This is a genomic window from Sorangium sp. So ce185 (genome assembly GCF_051526825.1).
Classification (GTDB): Bacteria; Myxococcota_A; Polyangia; order Polyangiales; family Polyangiaceae; genus Sorangium; species Sorangium cellulosum_D.
In genome coordinates this window covers 10,030,978-10,050,441 of the sequence record NZ_CP150316.1, presented here as the reverse complement: position 1 = coordinate 10,050,441, position 19,464 = coordinate 10,030,978, and the positions used below count along the sequence as shown (strand labels likewise).

At 72.4% G+C, this 19,464-nt stretch carries 13 protein-coding genes and 1 pseudogene; 7 read left to right on the top strand and 7 right to left on the bottom strand.

What is annotated here, in order from left to right:
* Positions 1 to 30 precede the first annotated feature (30 nt).
* The 4 genes and pseudogenes from WMF26_RS36910 to WMF26_RS36895 form a co-directional block, all read right to left on the bottom strand.
* Positions 31 to 1,365, bottom strand: a complete 1,335-nt coding sequence (locus WMF26_RS36910) for a hypothetical protein (protein ID WP_437996542.1) — start codon at positions 1,363 to 1,365, stop codon at positions 31 to 33.
* Positions 1,346 to 3,748: a hypothetical protein gene (locus WMF26_RS36905; RefSeq protein WP_437996541.1), complete on the bottom strand. Its 2,403-nt coding sequence runs from the start codon at positions 3,746 to 3,748 to the stop codon at positions 1,346 to 1,348. Before WMF26_RS36905 ends, WMF26_RS36910 begins: the two co-directional genes overlap by 20 nt.
* An 11-nt stretch (positions 3,749 to 3,759) precedes the next feature.
* Positions 3,760 to 6,402: a type VI secretion system tip protein TssI/VgrG gene (tssI, locus tag WMF26_RS36900; protein ID WP_437996540.1), complete on the bottom strand. Its 2,643-nt coding sequence runs from the start codon at positions 6,400 to 6,402 to the stop codon at positions 3,760 to 3,762.
* 37 nt (positions 6,403 to 6,439) lie between these two features.
* Positions 6,440 to 6,872 (bottom strand): annotated as a pseudogene (locus WMF26_RS36895) (transposase); the annotation flags it as partial.
* A gap of 536 nt (positions 6,873 to 7,408) precedes the next feature.
* Between WMF26_RS36895 and WMF26_RS36890 the strand changes: the two are divergent.
* Positions 7,409 to 7,834 (top strand): hypothetical protein, encoded by a 426-nt coding sequence (locus tag WMF26_RS36890; protein ID WP_437996539.1) that lies wholly within the window; start codon positions 7,409 to 7,411, stop codon positions 7,832 to 7,834.
* Between the two features lie 43 nt (positions 7,835 to 7,877).
* Here WMF26_RS36890 and WMF26_RS36885 read toward each other — a convergent pair whose 3' ends face one another.
* On the bottom strand, positions 7,878 to 10,436 hold the full coding sequence (locus WMF26_RS36885) for an SUMF1/EgtB/PvdO family nonheme iron enzyme (RefSeq protein ID WP_437996538.1): 2,559 nt from the start codon (positions 10,434 to 10,436) through the stop codon (positions 7,878 to 7,880).
* Between the two features lie 264 nt (positions 10,437 to 10,700).
* On the opposite strand from WMF26_RS36885, the gene WMF26_RS36880 reads away from it, so the two are divergent.
* Entirely contained in the window at positions 10,701 to 11,258 is a 558-nt protein-coding gene (locus WMF26_RS36880) for a DJ-1 family glyoxalase III (RefSeq protein WP_437996537.1), read from the top strand.
* A 56-nt stretch (positions 11,259 to 11,314) separates the two neighbouring features.
* Here WMF26_RS36880 and WMF26_RS36875 read toward each other — a convergent pair whose 3' ends face one another.
* On the bottom strand, positions 11,315 to 11,902 hold the full coding sequence (locus WMF26_RS36875; protein WP_437996536.1) for a manganese efflux pump MntP: 588 nt from the start codon (positions 11,900 to 11,902) through the stop codon (positions 11,315 to 11,317).
* Between the two features lie 424 nt (positions 11,903 to 12,326).
* Between WMF26_RS36875 and WMF26_RS36870 the strand changes: the two genes are divergently transcribed.
* Entirely contained in the window at positions 12,327 to 13,283 is a 957-nt protein-coding gene (locus tag WMF26_RS36870) for a zinc-dependent alcohol dehydrogenase family protein (RefSeq protein WP_437996535.1), read from the top strand.
* A gap of 164 nt (positions 13,284 to 13,447) precedes the next feature.
* Positions 13,448 to 15,193, top strand: coding sequence for a carbon starvation CstA family protein (locus WMF26_RS36865; protein ID WP_437996534.1), 1,746 nt, complete (start codon positions 13,448 to 13,450; stop codon positions 15,191 to 15,193).
* A 31-nt stretch (positions 15,194 to 15,224) separates the two neighbouring features.
* Here WMF26_RS36865 and WMF26_RS36860 read toward each other — a convergent pair whose 3' ends face one another.
* Positions 15,225 to 16,271, bottom strand: coding sequence for a Glu/Leu/Phe/Val dehydrogenase dimerization domain-containing protein (locus tag WMF26_RS36860; protein WP_437996533.1), 1,047 nt, complete (start codon positions 16,269 to 16,271; stop codon positions 15,225 to 15,227).
* 118 nt (positions 16,272 to 16,389) lie between these two features.
* On the opposite strand from WMF26_RS36860, the gene WMF26_RS36855 reads away from it, so the two are divergent.
* From WMF26_RS36855 to WMF26_RS36845, 3 genes are all read left to right on the top strand, one after another.
* Positions 16,390 to 17,904 carry an AlkA N-terminal domain-containing protein gene (locus WMF26_RS36855; protein WP_437950807.1) on the top strand — a complete coding sequence of 505 codons (1,515 nt, stop codon included), beginning with the start codon at positions 16,390 to 16,392 and terminating at the stop codon, positions 17,902 to 17,904.
* A complete protein-coding gene (locus WMF26_RS36850; RefSeq protein ID WP_437996532.1) occupies positions 17,885 to 18,448 on the top strand; it encodes a methylated-DNA--[protein]-cysteine S-methyltransferase in 564 nt (187 codons plus the stop codon). Before WMF26_RS36855 ends, WMF26_RS36850 begins: the two co-directional genes overlap by 20 nt.
* A 104-nt stretch (positions 18,449 to 18,552) precedes the next feature.
* Entirely contained in the window at positions 18,553 to 19,443 is an 891-nt protein-coding gene (locus tag WMF26_RS36845) for a Uma2 family endonuclease (RefSeq protein WP_437996531.1), read from the top strand.
* Positions 19,444 to 19,464: the final 21 nt, after the last annotated feature.

Here is a 19,464-nt window from a genome sequence, read left to right as displayed (position 1 = left end):
GTCCTTTTCGCTCACGTTTGCCCTCCCTCGTCACGGCACGTCCGCGTCGGGCGGGACGGGCCTCTTCAGGCGACGCAGGTTGTCGCACGACTCTTCTCGATAGGGGCACACCGCCGTGAAGAGCTCCACCGCCTTCTCGACGTCCTTCTGCGTCCCGCGGCCTGTCTCGTACATCTCCGCGAGCCGCTCGCAGCTCATCAGCCAGCCGACGTCGCGCTTGTCGATGCGGCAGCCCAGCTTCGTGACCTCGAAGAGCTTCTTGTCGACCTCGGGCCCGCTCCCCTGCTTCCGGATACGCCCCGCCATGCGAACGCACGCCAGGTCGCGGCCGTGCTGACAGGCGGCCATGTCGAAGAAGCTCGCCTTCTCCGGGTCCTTGGGCATGCCCTTGCCGCGCTCGAACAGCTCCGCGAGCTCCTCGCACCGCTTGAAGTCGCGGCTGACGGCGCATGCGCGGTAGGTGAACTCTGCCACGGCTTCCGGTCCTTGCGGATCAAAGCCGTCCTCCTCGACACAGCCGATCGCGAGCGAGCAGGCTCCCCGGCCAGCGCGGCACTCGGCCTGGGAGAACTTGCAGAGCTTGCTGCCGAGCTCCTTCGTGAAGCTCTTCCGCTCGGCCGGCGTCCTGTCCGACCAGGGGTAGCGAAGCACGGGCCAGCACGCGCCCATCTCGCCCGCGCCGCACATCGTGCGGAGCGTCATCGCCAAGGTCTCCGCGCGGGCTTTGTCTCCGCTCCGCTGGGCCACTTCCATCAGCGTCGAGCACGCGGCGATGTGGGACGCCGCGCAGGCCTCTTCCGCGGTCTTCTGTGCAGTCTTGCCCACGGTGTCCTGAAAGATGCTCAGCTCCTCCGGATGACGGAGCACATCCAGGGCGAGGGCTAGGCAGCCCTGCTGTTCGCCGTGATCACAGGCCATCTTGTGGTGAACAGCCTCCACCAGCTTTGCCGTCGCTTTGATCGGCCAGTCGTGAGCATGGTAGTACTCGACGGCGAACTCCATGCACGCCTTGGTGTTCTTGCCTTTGCATGCTCTCGTATAGAGATCATCCGCGCGCGACGCATCCTCCGCCACGCCGAAGCCGTGGAGGAATAGCCAGCCCGCGGCGCGGCAACCCTCTATGTCCCCCCGCTCGCAGCGCAGAACGTCCGCCGAGGGATCCTCCGCCGGCGGCAAGGAGAAGAGCACGATGTCCGGAGCCTTCGCCGGCTCGAGCGGCGCAGCGCTCGGGGCCGGCGGCGGCGGCACGACGACCTGTCGCGCCCCGGGGGCCCTCGACGGCGCGCTCGATGCGCCGCATCCGGTGAGCAGCATCGAGAGAGCCGCCGCGATGAAGGCCGAGCCGTCAGGCAGACGCTTGAGCATTGCCGTCTCCCATGAGCGAGGGCGCCCCGTCCAGGAACATCGAGGGCGTGAGCGCGTCGATTCGCTCCTTGGCCGCTGCCCCTGTGCCGAACCTTGGATGCCAATAGATGTCATTCCAGGCGGTCTCCTTGAGCTTGTTCTCGATCGCCTTGGGCCAGGCGGCGCTCTGTTCTGGCCCGCCTGAGCCACCCGACATGTACTTCCATCGGCATTGGAAGTGCGCCTTGCCCGCGTAGTCCGCTTGCTGCCGCCCGCTGTTCGTGATCACCACGGCGGGGAAGTAGTGCTTGTACAATTTCGGGCTTGCAGGGACGCCGAGCTCGGCCTTGTAGTTGGGTGCGACTTCAGACATGAACATGCTCAGCGTCATCTCGCGCCCGCCGTGTGCCCACATCGACCGGGCGAGGACCCCGCGCGGGATGAAGAAGATCACCCACGGCTGCAGGTTCGTGAAGCCGGGGGTGTTCCTGATCCCCCAGAGCATCTGCGCGATGGTGTAGTTCTGCTCCGGCGAGCTGCCGTACATGCGTGCGAGCCGGCTCACGTAGAGCACGTCGTCCGGCGTCATCACCGCCTTGGTGGGCCGCAGCGTCAGGGCAAGGCGGAACAGGCCTATCGGTCGCGCCTTCTTGATGAACGCGGCCATCTCGCCGAGGTCCTCGGGGGGAGGCGGCGTGACGCCCATGCCGCAGAAGCCGAGCATCTGCCCTGGGCCGACCTTGTTCTGTGCGCTTCCGTCGACGATGCCGACCTGCATGAACTCGACGAGCGCTCCCCGTCCCGGGCTCTCCCGCCTCTCGCCCTTGATCTTCGCCCAGAAATTGGCGCCGTTGCCGGTGTCCATGAGCTGCACGAGCGGCTTGTCCTTGTGCACCCGGAGCACGTAGTGGATATGCGAGCCGTCGAGCTGCTTCTTGAGATCGATGACGACGGCCTTCGTCCTGGTGTCGAGCGCCAGCGCCTTCTGACGCTCCCATTCGGCGAGGCCTTTTTTTAGCTTCTCTTGCATCTGAGCGCGCTTTTGCTCCGCAAGCGCCGTTTGGCCTTTTTTCTCGAGAAATTGAATGTCCTTGAGGAGCACGGGGTCCTCCTTCGGCTTCGCGAGGTCCAGCTCTTGCTGGTAGTCGGGGGCGACCCTGTCTTTCTGCGAATAGGGGCTCTCGACCTCCTGCGCTCCGGGCGTCTTGCGCGCTGCGAAGTGTTTCAGGAGGACCTTTTCACGAATGCATTCGTCCTCGTATCTGCTCAGATAGAGCGTGACCTTCCGGGCTCCGGCGTCGGGATCGAACACGAAGATGGTCCCTGGCGCGAGCGGCGGCGAGAGCTGCCTGGCGCGCTCGACCGTGAGCAGGTCCTCGTACGCCACGGGCGGAGGCGATGATCCTGCGCCCGGCCCCGCGTTCGCCTTGTCCGCAGCAGCGGAATGGAGCGTATACCAGCGCCCGCCCTGCGGGGGCGGCCCATCGCCGGGGGCCGCGGGCTTTCCGGAGAAGATGGCGCAGCTTCCGGTCGCGAACTGGGCTGCGTAGCCGATGCTGTCCAGGTGCTCGATGCGGAAGCCTCGCGTCAGCGCTCCGTAGGTCGCAAGGTGCTGGCAGGCGACGACGATCGGCACGGCGGGATCATCGTTCTTCTGCTCCTTCCAGCGGGGCCCCACCGGGTCCTCGAGCAGCCTGTCGTTCTTCATCGGGCCAACGACCGGCGCCTCCTCGCCTTTGACCAGCAGCGAGTCGTCGGGGGGCCCCGAGCCGTCGGGTAGACTCGATGCCTCTCCCGGCGACCGAGCTTCCCCCAGGTCGTCGCGAATCGGCTCTGGTTTCAGCCAGGATTCGATGTTGTAATGCCCATACGTGACCTTGTGCTTCTTTGACTCCCGCGCGAGCGTGCTCCGGTACCGCCGCTGGATCCGGCTGAAGATGTACGTCTCCCAGTTCTCCGAAGAGGGGAAACCCGCCACGCCCTTCTTCGTCCCCATCTCGTAGCAGCCTCCGAGATTGCCGTACGTGGCCCCGAAGAGGATCTCCGTGACCGCCTGGGCCCATTGCTCCTCCTTGGGGTCCGCGCACCAGTTCATGAGCGGCCCGGCCTGCGTGAGCCACACCTGATCCATGGGAAAAACGCGGATCCGCTGGTCGATCCACGCGAGCACATCGCCGATCGTCTCCGGCCGGGAGAGCGCGCCCTCCGGCACCTCGTGGCGCTCCGGTCGTACCCCATCGTCGCCGAACACGGTGCCGTCCGGCGCCCCCGCGGCCATGTCGTTGATCGCGACCGTCAGCCGCGGCGGCTCGTCCCCATAGGGGTACGCCTCGGAGAGCTTCGTCAGGAAATCCCCAGCCGGCGCTTGCGCCGGCCCACCACCGCCCTGGTTCCCGTCGGCCATCTCGATGCTCCTCAGCTGCCGTGTACTCGCGTGAGCTCGCTCGCCGTCTGCGCGTCGAGCTCGCCTGATTCTCCGAGCTCGTGGTCCTTCTGGAACCACGCGAGCGCCGCCCGGAACCCCTTGTCCGCCGGAGGGCCCTCCTTGATCGCCCCCTCATAGTAACCGAGGTTCTTCAGCCGCCGCAGCGCCCCTTCCACCGTCGTCGCCTCGGGCAGGGCGGCGACGCGCACGGTCCACTTCTTCCTGGGGCCCGTCGGGTACTTCGCCGGCCACATCGTGATCTCGACGAGCTGCGCCGTCTCCGGGATCTCCACCGCGATCGCCCCGTCCACGTCGGTCTCCCCCTCGAAGAGCCGGCCCTCGGCGACGAGCTGGTAGCGCTTGCCTCCGTACGGTTCGAGCTCCTCGTCCGTGAGCTGCACCTTGAACGGCACCGTCTTCGCCTCGTCATCCTCGCCGCCGGGCGGCGGTTCGTCGCGCGAGCAGTTCAGCTTCACCAGCTTGCCCCACAGCGCGGCGTCCTCGTCGAGCTCCAGCGCCGCGTCGGTGGAGAGCATGCGGATCTTCTTGGCGGCGAGCTCCGCCTCTTCCCCGAGCGACAGGGTCGGTCCCTTGCCCGCCAGCGAAAGCGCCTGCGTGCCGGCGATCTCCACCCTGCCGGCCATGATCCGGATCCCCTCCGGGCTGATCTCAAGGGAGCTCTCGCCCGCGGAGAGGGTGAGGCTCCCCTGCGTGATGAGGCGCAGCGACTTCGAGCCGCCGAGCACCAGCGAGCCCGAGACGTTGATCTGCGCCGCGCCCGCTTCGTCGCCCGTGCCGACGTCGATGCTGTACTCGCCCGTGACGCGGAGGATGGACGGACCCTCGACGGTGAGCACCGAGCCGCCGAGGAGGTTTGTCGTGTCGATCCCGTCGACGCGCAGCGCGCGGCTCCCGAGGACGTGCTCCTCGCTCTCGCCGAAGACGCGGACGCTCCTCCGGCCCTCGACCTCGAGGTCGTCGTCGCGACGAACCTTCGTGAGCCGATCGCCTGTGTCGAGCGCGTCGCGGCCGGCCACCGCGACGGAGCGGTCGCCTCCGACACCGACCCGCTGATCGGTCCCGACGCGAACGTCGAGCTCGCGCTCGGCGCGCAGGTGGACGAGCTCGCTGCCCTTCCGATCCTCGAAGCTGAGCTCGTTGTGGCCGCCGCCGTTCGGACTGCTCCGCGTCTTCACGCCGCTCCGGGTCCTGGCATCCGGGAGCTGGAACGGCGCGCGGTTCACCGCGTTGGCGACACAGCCGGTGACGATCGGGCGATCGACGTCACCACCGAGGAACGAGACGACCACCTCCATGCCGACGCGCGGAACGAACTGGGTGCCGAAGCCGCGCCCCGCCCAGAGCTCGGCGTGGCGGATCCAGCACGAGCTCCGGTCGTCCCCCTGACCCTCGCGATCCCAGTGAAACTGGACCTTGATGCGCCCGAACGCGTCGGTGTGCACCTCCTCGCCCGGCGGGCCCACGACGGTCGCGGTCTCGACGACCTGCTGGATGCGCCGCGGCGCGGGGCGCGGTCGGACGCAAACCGTGTCCGGCGCGCAGGCGAAGCGGGCGCGGTAGGTGGGCGAGCCGCCCGCGACCTGCGGCGCCTCACCCTCGTGGTCGACGCGCGTCACGACCCAGCCCCGGTCGTACGCCGCCACGTCGTGCTCTTTCAGGAAGAAGCGGTGGCCGGGCACGAGCCGCCGGCACGCGGTCTCCCCGCGAGCGACCACGGCCTTCCGGCGCAGCTGTTCCAGCCGGATCGCGGCGTCCTCACGAGCAACCTCCACCTTCTCGTAGTCGCCATGGTGCTCGTAGTGCTCGTACCGGCCGTCCTCCGCGCCGCCGTCGAGCTGCGCCGTCCTCGCGGACGAGGAGGGGTGGAACAGCGGACGTTCGAAGTCGTAGTCGCGGACGACGGCTGCGGTCGGCCGGACGGAGCGCGCCGCGACGAACCGCTGGACGTGGTCCTCGCCGGGCGTGAGGGCGCCAGTCCCTGCCGGCGCGCTCCTGTGAATGAGCCGTGGGGCGCCGGGGATCGGTGGATAGATGCTCGCGTCGTCGCCGATCACCATCCGCTCGGCGCCTTCGCCGGGGTCGTGCTCGAAGTAGTAGAAGAGCCCTTCCTCCGCGAGGAGGCGCGTCACGAAGTCGCGGTCCGTCTCGCGGTACTGCACGCAATAGGCGCGCTTCGGAGAGGCGCGGACCCGGGCGAAGCGGCGGGGGATACGCCATTCCTCCAGGACGAGGTCGACGATCTCGTCGACGGTCCTGTCCTGGAAGATGCGGCTAGCGCGGCGCCTGCCGAGCAGCGACAGGCGCGAGGCGAGGCGGAGCCGGTACGCGCTCCGGCCATCGTCGAGGGCGGCGCTCCACGCCACGTGGGTGCAGACGCCATGAAGCACGCGGAGCGGTGCGCCCTCGCCCTGGAGCGCGAGGTGCATCGGCTGCTCGAGGACCTGCGGCTCGAAGGCCGCCGGGTCGGCGAACGGCACGGCAACGTCGATGTCGATCTGGCAGCCGCGCGAGATGGACTCGCGACCGCGAAACGCGAGTACGGTGAGGTCCCGCGCGGCGAAAGAGCCAGCGCGAAGCTCGAAGGTGCTTGGATGAGGCGCCCCGTTCAACATGGATGGGCCCGTATACCACGACCGAGAGTCATCCCCCCGCTCTCAGCGTCTTTCTCACGCGCTGGCCCGCGACGGCAGGCCGCATGTCCCGGCGCATCAGATTGGCGGTCAGCAGCTTCAGCAGCAGCGCGGCATGGTTGGCGTCGACGCTGTGGCTCGTCACGCGACCGCATCCCCACCGTGCTTCAGATCGCCGATGAGCGGCTCGATCCCGCGCGCGCGTCATATCGCGCCGCGACGTCTTCCGGCGCTTCGACCGGCTCGTTGGTCAAGAAGACCTGCACCGTATCGTCGAGGCCCTCCCAGAGATAGCCCGTCAGGTTCTTTCCCATGCGTTCGACGTGGACCCTGGCAGGGTTTGGCCGCCGGATTCGCTCCTGACGCCGCCCGTCGCGTGTCCTGTTGAACCCGAGCTTGCGGCGGCGCACCGTGGAGGTGCTCGGCGTGGCCTTCGTTGGGTCATAGCAACCCGGACGGGTCGCCACGCCGAGTGTTTGTTCGGAACCGGAGCCGTGCGCGCCATGGGACGAGGGTCGCCGGCGTCCACGCGCGGCGTCGATTCGCAGCACGTTGCCGTCTCGCAGGCGAGGAAGGTGTGCCAAGACGACCTTGGCCTGTGCCAATCGAGGGGGGTCCGACACTGGCTCAACCGCAATGCATTGCGACACACCGGGGTCCGGACCCCTCGAGAACGCTCCGCGGGGCGCCATTTTAGGCAAGATTGTGCCAAAAAACGCTCTAAATTGTGCAGTTTTGCGCCATTTGCCCCCGGGAAGCGCCGGATTTTGTGCCAGAAGGGGGGTCCGGACCCCTCCAGACCGCACTGCACAGCGCTGGTGCGCGGTCGAGACCCCTCCGGGACCGCGCTGCACAGCGCCGGCGCGGGGTCGGGACCCCCTCCGAACCGCACGTCGTATCGTCCAAGTTCGCCCTCCCAGCGCGCTCCAGGGTCGTGACGCCGGCGGCCTGGACTGGTTTGCGGTAGTTTCACCGCGAGACCCGCAGCATGGACAGCATCGACCCGAACAACCCCGTGGTGCGGCTCTGCGCCGAGGGCATGCAGGCCGAAGCCGAGGGACGGAACGAGGACGCCCGGGCCCTGTTCGAGCAAGCATGGGCCGCGCGCACCGACGATTACGAGGCGTGCATCGCCGCCCACTACGTCGCCCGCCACCAGGGGAGCGAGCAGGAAACGCTCGCATGGAACCAGGAAGCCTTGCGCCGGGCCGACGCCGCGGGCGGCGACCGGGTTCGCGGCTTCTATCCGTCGCTCCTCCTGAACCTGGGGCGCTCGCACGAGATGCTCGGCGACACGGTCGAGGCGCGCGCCTGCTACGAGCGCGCGGCGGCGCTGCTCCACGAGCTCCCCGCGGGGCCGTACGGCGACACGGTCAGGAACGCCGTGAAGCGCGCCCGCGGGCGGGTCGAGTAGCCCGCGCCCTTCCGCCCCGTGCGCTCACGGCGCCGGGGGGCGCTTACGGCGCCGGTGTGCCGGGAACCGGGGCGTCTTGCGGCGCCGGCGCGCCCTCCGGCGCCGGCCCATCCATCGCGCAGCGGAAGCCGATCCACGCGTGCGCGGTCACCGGCGCCGCGGCGGTGCGGTACGTCGCCGAGAGCTTCTCCGGGCCGTCCAGGAAGCTCCCGCCCCGGATCACCTTGAGCGGGAACGACGGGTCGCCCTGCGGGTTCTCGCCGCCGGGCGGCGGAAAGACGAGGCCGTCCGACACCCACTCGGACACGTTGCCCGCGAGATCGTAGACGCCCTCCGGGGTGCGATCGCTCGGGTGGGCGCCCGACGCGCAGGTCGCGACCTCGGTGCCGCGCGCGAGGCAGCCCTCGTTGCGGTCGTAGCAGGCGCGCTCGCACGCCGGCGCGTCGTCGCCCCAGACGTAGGCCCGCCCCGCCGCGCCGCGCGCCGCGACCTCCCACTCCGCCTCCGTGGGCAGCCGGCGGCCCCGGAAGCGGCAGTAGCTCTCGGCCTGGGAGTAGTCGACGCAGTTGATCGGGTGCCCGGTCGCGTTGCGCGGCTCGTTGCAGCGCCGCGACCACAGCTCGGCCTCTTTCTGGTCCTCGGACGCCGCCGGCGCCTGCGCGCCCGGCAGGAGCTCGGGCGTCAGCGAGACGTGATCCGCGGTGGAGCACATGCGCTGCTGCATGCAGGCGCGGTAGGCGCGGACGGTCACCTCGTTGCGATCGATGTAGAACCCGCGGGTGAGCGTCACCTGGCGCGCCTCGCCCGCGGCGCCGATCGTGGTCGTGAGCGGCCCGATGAAGACCATGTCGGCCGGCGGCGCGGCGGGCGCGGCGGGCGCGGCGGCCGACGCCTCGGTCGCGGCGCTCTCCGCCGGCGCGGCGGTGGCGACCGCCGTCGCCGCGCCCGCGGGGGCCGTCGCCACGGCGCGCCCGGTGGGCGACGCCTTCGCGGGGGCGCGCGCGGCCGGGGCCTGCGCCGGCTTCTTGCTGGCGGGCGACTGCGTCAGGAAGTACGCCGCCGCGCCGGCGCCGCCGAGCAGGAGCGCCGCGAGGAACCAGGGGAGCGCCGCGCGCACGGGGCTGCGGCCGCGCTGCGGCGGGGCGACCGGCGGCGCGGCGTACGGCGGGCCGCCGGCCGGGTGCGGGGCGGCGCCAGGCGGCGCGGCGTACGGCGGGCCGCCGGCCGGGTGCGGGGCGGCGCGGGGCGGCGGGGGCGGCGGGCGCGCCCCGGGGTAGCCGGCGGGCGCGACCGTCTCGATCATGGAGTCGTCGACCTGCGCGGTCCGGGAGCCGCCCGTCGCCAGCGCGCCGGCGGCGTAAGCCGCGCCAGACGCCGCAGCCGCGCCGCCCGTGAAGCCGGCCGCGCCGCCGCTGCCGGCCGCGCCGCCCGTGGAGCCGGCCGCGCCGCCCGTCGGCGGCCCGCCCGCGCCGTGGCTCACCTTGACCACGGCGGGCCGCGCCGGCGCGGGCGCGCGCGCGTCGGCGAGCATCGTCGGCTCGACCGGCAGGCCGGCGTGCCCCGCCGACGCGCCGAGCCCGCGCGCGGCCGCATACTCCGCGGTCGACAGCCCGCCCGCGTGCTCCGCGCCGTAGGCGTCCAGCCTCGGGCCCGACCCGGCGCGCTCGCCGAGCGCCGCGGCCGAGAGCGCGTCCCAGAACTCGCCCGCGCTCGTGAAGCGGTGCTTCGGCTCGATGGAAAGCGCCTTGTCGAGCACGCGCTCGATCGCCTCCGGCGCGCTCGGCAGCCCGCGCGCGCGCAGCGTCGGGCGCACCGCCGGGTCGGCCGAGGCGATGTAGAGCTGCGTCGGGTCGTCCCCCTCGAGCGCGCGCCTGCCGCTCACGAGCTCGACGAAGATGAGCGCGAGCGCGAACACGTCGGTCCAGGGGCCGGTCGCGCCGCGGGCCTTGTTGAACTGCTCGGGCGCCCCGTAGCGCGGCGTGAACGCGCTCGGCCCCTGCCGGGTCGCCGCGAGCGCCTCCGTGAACGTGGGGTGGTCGGCCAGCACCTTGGCGATGCCGAAGTCGAGCACCTTCAGCGTCCGCGCCCCGCCGACGTCCGTGAGGAACAGGTTGGCCGGCTTCACGTCCCGGTGCGCGACCTTGTGCGCGTGCGCGACCGCGAGCGCGCGCGCGGCCGGCGAGAGCAGCTGGATCGCCTCGGCGATCGACATGCCGAGCTCGCCCCGGTCGCGCCGGTCCCGGAGGTATTGCCCGAGCGTCTGGCCCTCCAGCCACTCCAGCACGAGGTAGGGCACCCACACGCCGGCCGGGGTCGTGAACGCGCCGACGTCGAGCGCCTGCACGATGCCCGAGGTGGCCCGCGACAGCCGGTGCAGGATCCGCCCCTCGCCCCGCAGCGTCTCGAGCAGGGCGTCGCGCTGGGCGGCGTCGAGCGAGGTCGGCATCTTCAGGCACTTGATCGCGATGAGCTCGCCGAAGCCCTCGTGGATTCCGCGGTAGACCACGCCGAACCCGCCGTCGCCGATGACGGCGGCGACGCGGTACTTCCCCTCGATGGTCTGGCCCGCGAGGCCGAAAGGGTCGTCGGAGGGCTCCGTCATGCCCCGCTCCTAGCGCGGAGCCGCTCGCAGGCAAAGGGGCTTCAGCGCCGCGCACGCCCGCTCGCGTCGGGTGGCGCTGGTTGGCGCTGGTTCACGTCCCTTTGCGCCCGTTCGCGTCGGTTCGCGTCGGTTTGCGCCCGCTTGCGCCGGCTCGCGCCTGCTGGCGTCGGCTTGCGCCCGCTCGTGCTCGTTTGCGTGTTTGCGCCGGGCCCGGTTCGTTGGTGCTGCTTGCATCCGGCGGCCGGCGGGGCCATGGCGGTCTTCATGAAGGCACCGCGCGCGCTCGTGATCCTGGCCGAGGGAGCTGAGGAGATGGAAACCACCATCATCGTCGATGTCCTCCGGCGCGCCGAGGTCGAGGTCGTCCTCGCCGGGCTCGACGGGCCGGGGCCGGTGCGCTGCAGCCGCGGCGTGCGCCTCGTGCCGGACGCGGATCTCGCGGCGGTGTCGGGCGACTTCGACGTCGTGGTCCTCCCGGGCGGCAAGGGCGGGGCCGACCGGCTGGCCTCCTCGCCGGCCGTGGGGGAGCGCCTGCACGCGCAGGCGCACGCGGGCCGCACCGTCGCGGCGATCTGCGCGGCGCCGATCGCGCTCGCGGCGCACGGGCTCTTCCAGGGCAGGACGATGACGTGCCACCCGTCCGTGAACGACGTGGTGTCGGCGCACGGCGCGCTCGCCGCGAGCCCGGTGGTCGAGGACGGGCAGCTCGTGACCAGCCAGGGGCCGGGCACCGCGATGGCGTTCGCGCTCGCGCTCGTCGAGCGCCTCCGCGGCCCGGAGGTCGCGGCGAAGGTGCGGGCGCCGATGATGCTGCCGTCCTGAACGCGCGCGGCCCTCCGAGGCGGCGAAGCCGGCCACGACGAAGCCAGGGGCAGCGATTATGCCGCCTGCAAGTGCTCGATCAGGATCTTCACGCCAAGGCCGATGAGCACGACGCCCCCCGCGACGTCGAGCCGCTTGCCGAGCATCGCCCCGAAGCGCCTGCCGGCGAAGAGGCCGATCGCGCTCAGGACGGCTGTCGTGATCCCGATGGTGACCAGGGAGAGCGCGAGCGGCGCATTCAACATCGGAAGCGTGAAGCCGATCGCGAGCGCATCGATGCTCGTCGCGATGGCGAGCACGAACATGACCTTCAAGGCGAACAAGTCCTTGGGCGCATCGTCGTCGTCGTCAGCGCTGGACCGCGCCTCCCACAGCATCTTGCCGCCGATGGCCGCGAGGAGCCCGAAGGCGATCCAGTGATCCCACGCCTGCACCAGAGGCCCAATACGCGCGCCGAGGAGCCACCCGATCAGGGGCATGAGCGCCTGAAACCCGCCAAAGAAGCCGGCGACGAGCGCGACGTGCCGGGCGCGAATCACGGGGACCGCCAGCCCCCGCGCGGCCGAGACCGCCGTTGCATCCATGGCCAGGCCGAGGGCGAGCAGCAGAATTGCGCCGAAGCTCACGACGCCACCGCCGACCATCCGGAGATGAATCTCGAGGATCTGCGCATGAGTCCGTTGAGGGCACCTCGCGCCAAGGTCACCGCCTGGAGCACCCCTGCACAGCCGAGGTCGCCATCGGGCGCCCGCCCCACGGCCTCCAGCCGATCGCGCGTGCGTCGCGCGCGAGCCGTGAGCCTCTTCGTCGTCTCGATCGTGTGCACCCGGAGAGCGTAGGGGACCATGCTACGTGCCACAAGCGGGCAGGGGCCTGCTCAGCCCGGGGCGTCCGCGCGGCTCATGCAGATTCCTGAGCCCTGAAGGGCGGCTCACGTGCGCTATCCGCCGTGGCCGAGCCAGCGCTCACCTCCACCAGCTTCGATCGCCGCCGGCCGGTTGAACTAGAATGGCGACCGGCCGGCGCTTCAGGTCGTGCGAAAGCGGCGGCGCCGGGGAGGAAAATGCGATGCGAGCGATGGTCATCCCCGCCTTCGGCGGGCCCGAGCTGTTCGAGCTGCGTGAGGTAGAGCGGCCCTCGCCCGGACCGGGCGAGGTCCTGGTGCGCGTCGTCGCGTCGGGCACGAACCCGGTCGACGCGAAGATCCGGGCCGCCGGGAGCTGGGCGCAGATCGCGCCGCCGGTGGTCCTCGGCTACGACGTCTCCGGGGTCGTCGAGGCGGTCGGCCCGGGCGTCGGCGGCTTCGCCCCCGGCGACGAGGTCTTCTACACGCCGGAGATCTTCGGCAACCCGTCGGGGAGCTACGCCGAGTACAACGTGGCGCCCGCGTCGATCGTCGCCAGGAAGCCGCGCGGCATGTCGCACGTCGAGGCGGCCGCCATCCCGCTCGCGGGCGGCACCGCGTGGGAGGCGATCGTGCGCCGGCTCGCGGTGAAGCCCGGCGAGACGGTGCTCGTCCACGGCGGCGCGGGCGGCGTCGGCTCGTTCGCCGTGCAGTTCGCCCGCGCCTCGGGCGCCCGCGTGCTCGCCTCCGCGGGCGCGGCCAACCAGGAGACCCTGCGCGGGCTCGGCGTCGATCGCCCCATCGACTACACGTCCGAGGACCCGGCCGAGGTCGCCCTCCAGGAGACCGGCGGCGCCGGCGTCGACGCGGTCTTCGACACCGTGGGCGGAGACCTCGTCGCGAAGAGCCTGCGCGCGACGCGCCCGGGTGGCCGGCTCGCCTGCGTCCTCGCGCCGCAGGGCGACCTCTCCCCGCTCTACGTCAAGAACCAGACGCTCCACGGCATCTTCCTCACCCGGGAGGCCGCGCGCCTCCGCGAGATGACGCCGCTCTTCGAGCGGGGGCTCGCGTTCCCCATCGTCTCCGGGGTGCTGCCGCTCGAGCAGGTCGCCGAGGCGCACCGGCGCCTCGACTCGGGCCACGGCGCCGGCAAGCTGATCCTCTCGATCGCCAAGGGCTGAGCCGCCCGCGTCGAGCCGCCCGCGCCGAGCCGCCCGCGCCGAGCCGCCCGCGCCGAGCCGCCCGCGCCGACGACCGCGCCGCCCGCCCGGCACCCGGGGCGCCCCCATCGGTCGGGTCGTTTGCAGGACCACAAGCGCGCACAGATGGCCTTATACTGCGCCGCGTGCTGCCGCTGCTCGCCCTGACCGTCGTCGTCGTGCTGTGCCTTGGCTACCGCTTCTACGGGAGGCTCGTCGCGCGCAACTACGCGCTCGACGACGCCGCGGTGACGCCCGCGGTCAAGGTGAACGACGGCGAGGACTACGTGCCCACGAAGCCGTTCTACCTCTTCGGCCAGCACTTCAGCGCCATCGCCGCCGCCGGGCCGATCGCCGGCCCGATCCTCGCCGGCCAGGCGTTCGGGTGGCTCCCGTGCGTGCTCTGGATCGCGATCGGCGTCGTGTTCATCGGCGCGGTGCACGACTTCTCCGCGCTCATCGCGAGCGTCCGCCACGGGGCCGAGAGCGTCGCCGAGATCGCGAAGCGGCACATCGGCCGGCGCGCCTGGCTGTCGATGATGATCTTCATCTGGCTCGCGCTCTCCTACGTGATCGTCGCCTTCACCGACATCACGGCGAGCACCTTCGTCGGCAAGACCGAGGAGTTCGAGGGCGGCACGTTCCAGTTCAACCCCGGCGGCGCCGTCGCGGCGGCGAGCGCCGCCTACCTCGGCCTCTCCCTCGTCATGGGCGTCGTCGAGCGGTACCTCAAGCCGCCGCTCTGGCTCACCACGCTGATCTTCGTCCCCGCGACGCTCGGCGTCGTCTGGCTCGGCACGAAGATCTCGACCGCGTTCGTGCTGCCGGTCGACAACCCGCAGCGCGCGTTCGGCCTCATCATCCTCGTCTACTGCTTCGTGGCCTCGCTCCTGCCGGTCTGGCTGCTCCTCCAGCCGCGCGGCTACCTGGGCGGGTTCATCCTCTACGTGGCGCTCGCGGTCGGCGTGATCGGGATCTTCTTCGGGAACCTCCGGTACCCGGGGGAGTTCGAGCTGCGGCAGCCCGCGTTCACCTCGTGGAACGCCGGCGGCGCGACCGGCATGCTCTTCCCGTTCCTGTTCGTCACCATCGCCTGCGGCGCCTGCTCCGGCTTCCACGGGCTCGTCTGCTCGGGGACGACGTCGAAGCAGATCTCGAAGGAGACGCACACCCACGCGGTGGGCTACGGCGCGATGCTGGCCGAGGCGTTCGTCGCGCTGATCGCGCTCGCGACGCTGGTCATCGTGGCGCAGGGGACGAAGCTGCCCGGGCCGGGCAAGATCTACGGCGACGGGATCGGCAGGTTCCTCACCGTGATCATCGGCAAGGAGCACTTCATCTTCGCCGCGACGTTCGGCGCGATGGCGTTCTCCACCTTCGTGTTCGACACGCTGGACGTCTCGACGCGCCTCAGCCGCTACATCCTCGAGGAGCTGTTCAACTGGAAGGGGAGGGTGTTGTCCGCGGCGGCGACCGCGCTCTCGCTGGCGCCGCCGACGCTGTTCATCATGACCGCGCGCCCGCCCGCGCCCGGCGTGCGGCCCGCGTACCTCGACTTCTGGACGCTGTTCGGCACGAGCAACCAGCTGCTCGCGGCGCTGACGCTCCTCGCGGTCACGGTCTGGCTGCACCGCGAGAAGCGGCGCATCTGGTACACGGCGATCCCGATGGTGTTCGTCATGGCGATCACGGTGTGGGCCCTCGTCCTGCAGGTGCGGACCGCGCTCGTCGCCGTGAAGAACGAGGGGCTCGCGCTGAACGCGACGACGATGAACGGCCTCGTGGGGCTCGCGCTGATCGGGCTCGCGCTGTCGCTGATGGTCGAGGCGGTGAAGGCGATGAAGAACGGCCCGGCGGCGGACGCGGCGCCGGCGCCCGGGCCGGCGCGCTGAGAGGGGCGCGCTCCGCCGGGCGCGCCGCGCGTCACCCCGCCGCGGCGCGCCCGCGCAGGCGCTGCTCGGCCAGCCGCTCGGCGGCGAGCGCCGGCGGCGCGCCGTCGGCCGCCGCCATCTCGAGCACGCGGAGGACCGTGTCGTAGATCGCGTGGACGCGCCGCTCGACCTCGGCGCGGGACCAGCCGAAGAGGTCCGCGCCGCCGCTCAGCACGCCGCCCGCGTTGGCCACGACGTCGGGCACGTAGAGGACGCCGCGCGCCGCGAGCGCCTCGCCGTGGCGCGGCTCGAGGAGCTGGTTGTTGGCGGCGCCGGCGACGATCTCCGCCCTGAGCTCCCGGACGGCGCGGTCGTCGAGGACGCCGCCGAGCGCGCAGGGGGCGAAGATGTCGGCCTGGGCCGAGGCGATCGCGTCCGGCGGCACGACCGTGGCCCCGAGCTCGGCGGCGACGTGGCGGGCGCGATCCGGCGCGACGTCCGTGACGAGGAGCCGCGCGCCGGCCCGGCGGAGCTCCGCCGCGAGCCGGCCGCCGACGCTGCCGCAGCCCTGGAGCGCGACGGTCCGGCCCGCGAGGTCGTCGCTGCCCCAGCGGTGGCGCGCCGCGGCCTGGATCGCGCGGAGCACGCCGCGCGCGGTCCACGGCGACGGGTCGCCCCCCTCGCCGGCGAGGCCCTTGACGTGGCGCGTCTCGCGCCGGATGAGCTCCATGTCCGCGGGGGTGGTGCCCACGTCCTCGCCGGTGATGAACCTGCCGCCGAGGCGCTCGATGAAGCGCCCGTGCGCGCGGAAGAGCCGCTCCCGGTCGAGCGGCCCCGCGCCGCGGAGGATGACCGCCTTGCCGCCGCCGACGTCCATCCCGGCGAGGGCGTTCTTGTACGTCATGCCGCGCGACAGGCGCAGCGCGTCCACCAGGGCCTCCTCGTCGCTCGCGTAGCCGAGGAGCCGGGTGCCGCCGAGCGCCGGGCCCAGCGCGGTGCTGTGGATCGCGATGATCGCGCGGTAGCCCGCGGGCTCGTCCGCGCAGAACAGCACCTGCTCGTGGCCCATGGCGGCGAGGGTCTCGAACACGCTCTTCATGGCGGCCGAGCGTACCACCGCCCGGCGCGCCGGGGGCGCTCGGGCGCCGCGGGGGGCGCCCGCCCTCCAGGTCCGAAAAGCGCCAGTGGCGCGGCGGCGCACGCGCTACGACGCTCGCATGCGGCTCGACGAGGAGGCTTGCTATCGCGCGCTCGAGACCCGCGACCGTCGCTTCGACGGTCGCTTCTTCACGGGCGTGCTGTCGACGGGCATCTACTGCCGCCCGATCTGCCCGGCGCGGACGCCGAAGCGGGAGCGCTGCGTCTTCTTCCCCTCGGCGGCGGCCGCGCAGGAGGCCGGCTACCGCCCGTGCCTGCGCTGCCGCCCCGAGGCCTCGCCCGGGACGCCCGCGTGGCTGGGCACGTCGGCGCTCGTCTCGCGGGCGCTCCGGCTCATCGCGGAGGGTGCGCTGGACGACGCGGACGCCCCGGCGCTCGCGGCGCGGCTCGGCGTGGGCGAGCGCCACCTCCGGCGGCTCTTCCTGCGGCACGTCGGCGCCTCCCCGCTCGCCGTGGCGCAGACGCGGCGCCTGCTCTTCGCGAAGAAGCTCCTCGACGAGACCGCGCTCTCGATGACCGAGGTGGCGCTCTCGTCGGGGTTCTCGAGCGTCCGCCGCTTCAACGACGCGATCCGCGCCACCTACGCGCGCACGCCGCGCGAGCTGCGCACGGCCGCCTCGAAGCGGGGCGGGGGAGCGGCGGGCGGCGCGCCGGACATCGCGCTCCGCCTCCCGTTCCGCCCGCCGCTCGACTGGGGCGCGCTCGCGGGCTTCCTCGCGGCGCGCGCGATCCCCGGCGTGGAGTCGGCGGACCCCGGCGCGTACCGCCGCGCGGTGCGCGTGGCCGGCGGGCACGGCGTCGTCGAGGTGCGCCCGGCGCCCGGCGAGCCTCACCTCCTCGCGCGGCTGCGGCTGCCCGGCACCGAGGGGCTCATCCACTGCGCGGAGCGCCTGCGGCGGCTGTTCGACCTCGGCGCCGATCCCGACGCGATCGCCGCGCACCTCCGGGCCGACCCGCGGCTCGCCCCGCTGGTCGCGGCGACCCCGGGCGCGCGGGTGCCGGGCGCGTGGGACGGCTTCGAGCTCGCGGTGCGGGCGATCCTGGGCCAGCAGGTGAGCGTCCGCGCCGCGACGCAGCTCGCGGGCCGCCTCGTCGAGCGGCACGGCGAGCCGCTGGCGGTGCGCGGCGGCCTGCCCGAGGGCGCCGAGGGGCTCCGCTTCGTCTTTCCGTCGCCCGAGGCGCTCGCCGCGGCCGATCTGACGGATCTCGGCCTGCCGCGCGCGCGCGCCGCGACGATCACCGGGCTCGCGGCGCGCGTGGCCCGCGGCGAGGTCGCGCTCGACGCCTCGCGCGGCCTGGACGAGACCGTGCGCGCGCTCTGCGCGGTGCCGGGCATCGGCGCGTGGACCGCGCACTACATCGCGATGCGGGCGCTGCGCGAGCCGGACGCGTTCCCGGCCACGGATCTCGGCCTGCGGCGCGCGCTCGGCGGCGTCTCCGGCGCGGAGCTCCTGGCGATGGCCGAGCCGTGGCGGCCGTGGCGCGCCTACGCGGCGATGCTCTTGTGGACGGCGGACGCGCAGGGAGCGCGGCCCGCGGAGAGGGAGGTGTCGGATGGATCTCTTGCTGGATGAGGTCGAGTCGCCGCTCGGGGCCATGCTCCTCGCGGCCGGCGGGGGCGCGGTCCACGCGCTCGAGTTCGCGGATCGCGCGCCGCGCCTCCGCGCCTCGCTCGCGGCGCGCTACGGCGCGGTCACGCTGCGCAGCGCCGCGGATCCGCACGGCCTCTCCGGCCGGCTGAGGGCCTACTGGCGCGGCGACCTCGGCGCGCTCTCGGGCATGCCGGTCGAGCCCGGCGGCACGCCGTTCCAGCGCCGCGTCTGGGCGGAGGTGCAGCGCATCCCTCCCGGCGCGACGCGCTCTTACGGCGAGGTCGCGGCGCTGCTCGGCCAGCCGTCGGCCTCGCGCGCGGTGGGCCTGGCGAACGGCAGGAACCCGGTCTGCCTGATCATCCCCTGCCATCGTGTCGTGGGCGCCCGCGGCGAGCTCACGGGCTACGCGGGCGGCCTGGAGCGGAAGCGGTGGCTGCTGGCGCACGAGGCCGCCGCGCCCGCGCGCCTCGGCGGCGCTGCGCGCGCGCAGACGCGGGGGGAGCGCCCGGCGGCTGGACGATTGTGAAACGAGATAACGTCATTGGCGTAACTCAGGTGCTTCCCTGAATACGACACCTCATGAGACGGGGAGTCATCGCGCTCGTCCTATTTCTGGGGTAGGCTCTGATCATGGTCCTCCGCCTCCCCGACGACTACCGCATCGATCCCGAGGACCCGCGCGCGCCCTCGCAGGAAACGTGGGACCGCATGAGCCCGGAGCAGCGCGCCCGCGTGGTCGACATGCTCCCTTCGGAGTTCACGCTCGATGCGGCTCCCCCGGAGGGCGACGCGCACAGCAAGGCCTCCGCGGGAGCCCGCTTCACGCTCGACGCCTTCTTCCGTCGGATCGGGCGCCGGATCTACGTCTCCTCGAACCTGGCGGTGTACTACCCGGGCGAGCGCTGTTTTGCCCCCGATGTGCTCGCGGTGTGCGACGTCGAGCCGCACGATCGGGAAAAGTGGGTTGTGTCCACCGAGGGCAGAGGGATCGATCTCGCGATCGAGGTGCATGTCTCGGGAAGCCGGCAAAAGGACGAGGTCGACAACGTGGAGCGGTATGCCCGCCTGGGCATCGAGGAGTACTTCTACTTCGATCGTCGCCGGCGCATCCTCCAGGGATACCGGCTGCCCAGCGCGCGCGAGGGGGGCGGTGCGCGACCCCTCGCCTACCGGCCGATCGTGCCGCAGGAGGGCCGATTCTCTTCGGAGGTCCTCGGTCTCGACCTGCTGCTCGAGGGCGACCGCTTGCGCTTCCTCCACGGGAATGACGTGGTCCTCGAGGCGGACGAGCTGATCACCCGGCTCGGGGTTGCACTGAGCGAGGCGCTCGCGAGCAAGGAGGACGCCGAGCGCCGCGCGCAGGCCGAGGCCGAACGCGCGCAGGCCGAGGCCGAACGCGCGCAGGCCGAGGCCGAACGCGCGCAGGCCGAGGCCGAACGCGTCTCGCTGCTCGAAAAAGAGCTCGCCGAGGCGAGGGCAGAGCTCGATCGTCTCCGGCGCGCCGAGGATCCCCGGGGCTAGCACCCAGGGACCGACCGTCCC

What these genes read in the sequence shown, in the direction of transcription:
- WMF26_RS36860 (WP_437996533.1), bottom strand. Translation starts at nt 16,271, where the DNA reads ATGAAGAGCGTGTTCGAGACCCTCGCCGCCATGGGCCACGAGCAGGTG.
- WMF26_RS36855 (WP_437950807.1), top strand. Translation starts at nt 16,390, where the DNA reads ATGCGGCTCGACGAGGAGGCTTGCTATCGCGCGCTCGAGACCCGCGAC.
- WMF26_RS36845 (WP_437996531.1), top strand. Translation starts at nt 18,553, where the DNA reads ATGGTCCTCCGCCTCCCCGACGACTACCGCATCGATCCCGAGGACCCG.
- WMF26_RS36870 (WP_437996535.1), top strand. Translation starts at nt 12,327, where the DNA reads ATGCGAGCGATGGTCATCCCCGCCTTCGGCGGGCCCGAGCTGTTCGAG.
- WMF26_RS36905 (WP_437996541.1), bottom strand. Translation starts at nt 3,748, where the DNA reads ATGGCCGACGGGAACCAGGGCGGTGGTGGGCCGGCGCAAGCGCCGGCT.
- WMF26_RS36885 (WP_437996538.1), bottom strand. Translation starts at nt 10,436, where the DNA reads ATGACGGAGCCCTCCGACGACCCTTTCGGCCTCGCGGGCCAGACCATC.
- WMF26_RS36875 (WP_437996536.1), bottom strand. Translation starts at nt 11,902, where the DNA reads ATGGTCGGCGGTGGCGTCGTGAGCTTCGGCGCAATTCTGCTGCTCGCC.
- WMF26_RS36910 (WP_437996542.1), bottom strand. Translation starts at nt 1,365, where the DNA reads ATGCTCAAGCGTCTGCCTGACGGCTCGGCCTTCATCGCGGCGGCTCTC.
- WMF26_RS36850 (WP_437996532.1), top strand. Translation starts at nt 17,885, where the DNA reads ATGGATCTCTTGCTGGATGAGGTCGAGTCGCCGCTCGGGGCCATGCTC.
- WMF26_RS36890 (WP_437996539.1), top strand. Translation starts at nt 7,409, where the DNA reads ATGGACAGCATCGACCCGAACAACCCCGTGGTGCGGCTCTGCGCCGAG.
- WMF26_RS36880 (WP_437996537.1), top strand. Translation starts at nt 10,701, where the DNA reads ATGAAGGCACCGCGCGCGCTCGTGATCCTGGCCGAGGGAGCTGAGGAG.
- tssI (WP_437996540.1), bottom strand. Translation starts at nt 6,402, where the DNA reads ATGTTGAACGGGGCGCCTCATCCAAGCACCTTCGAGCTTCGCGCTGGC.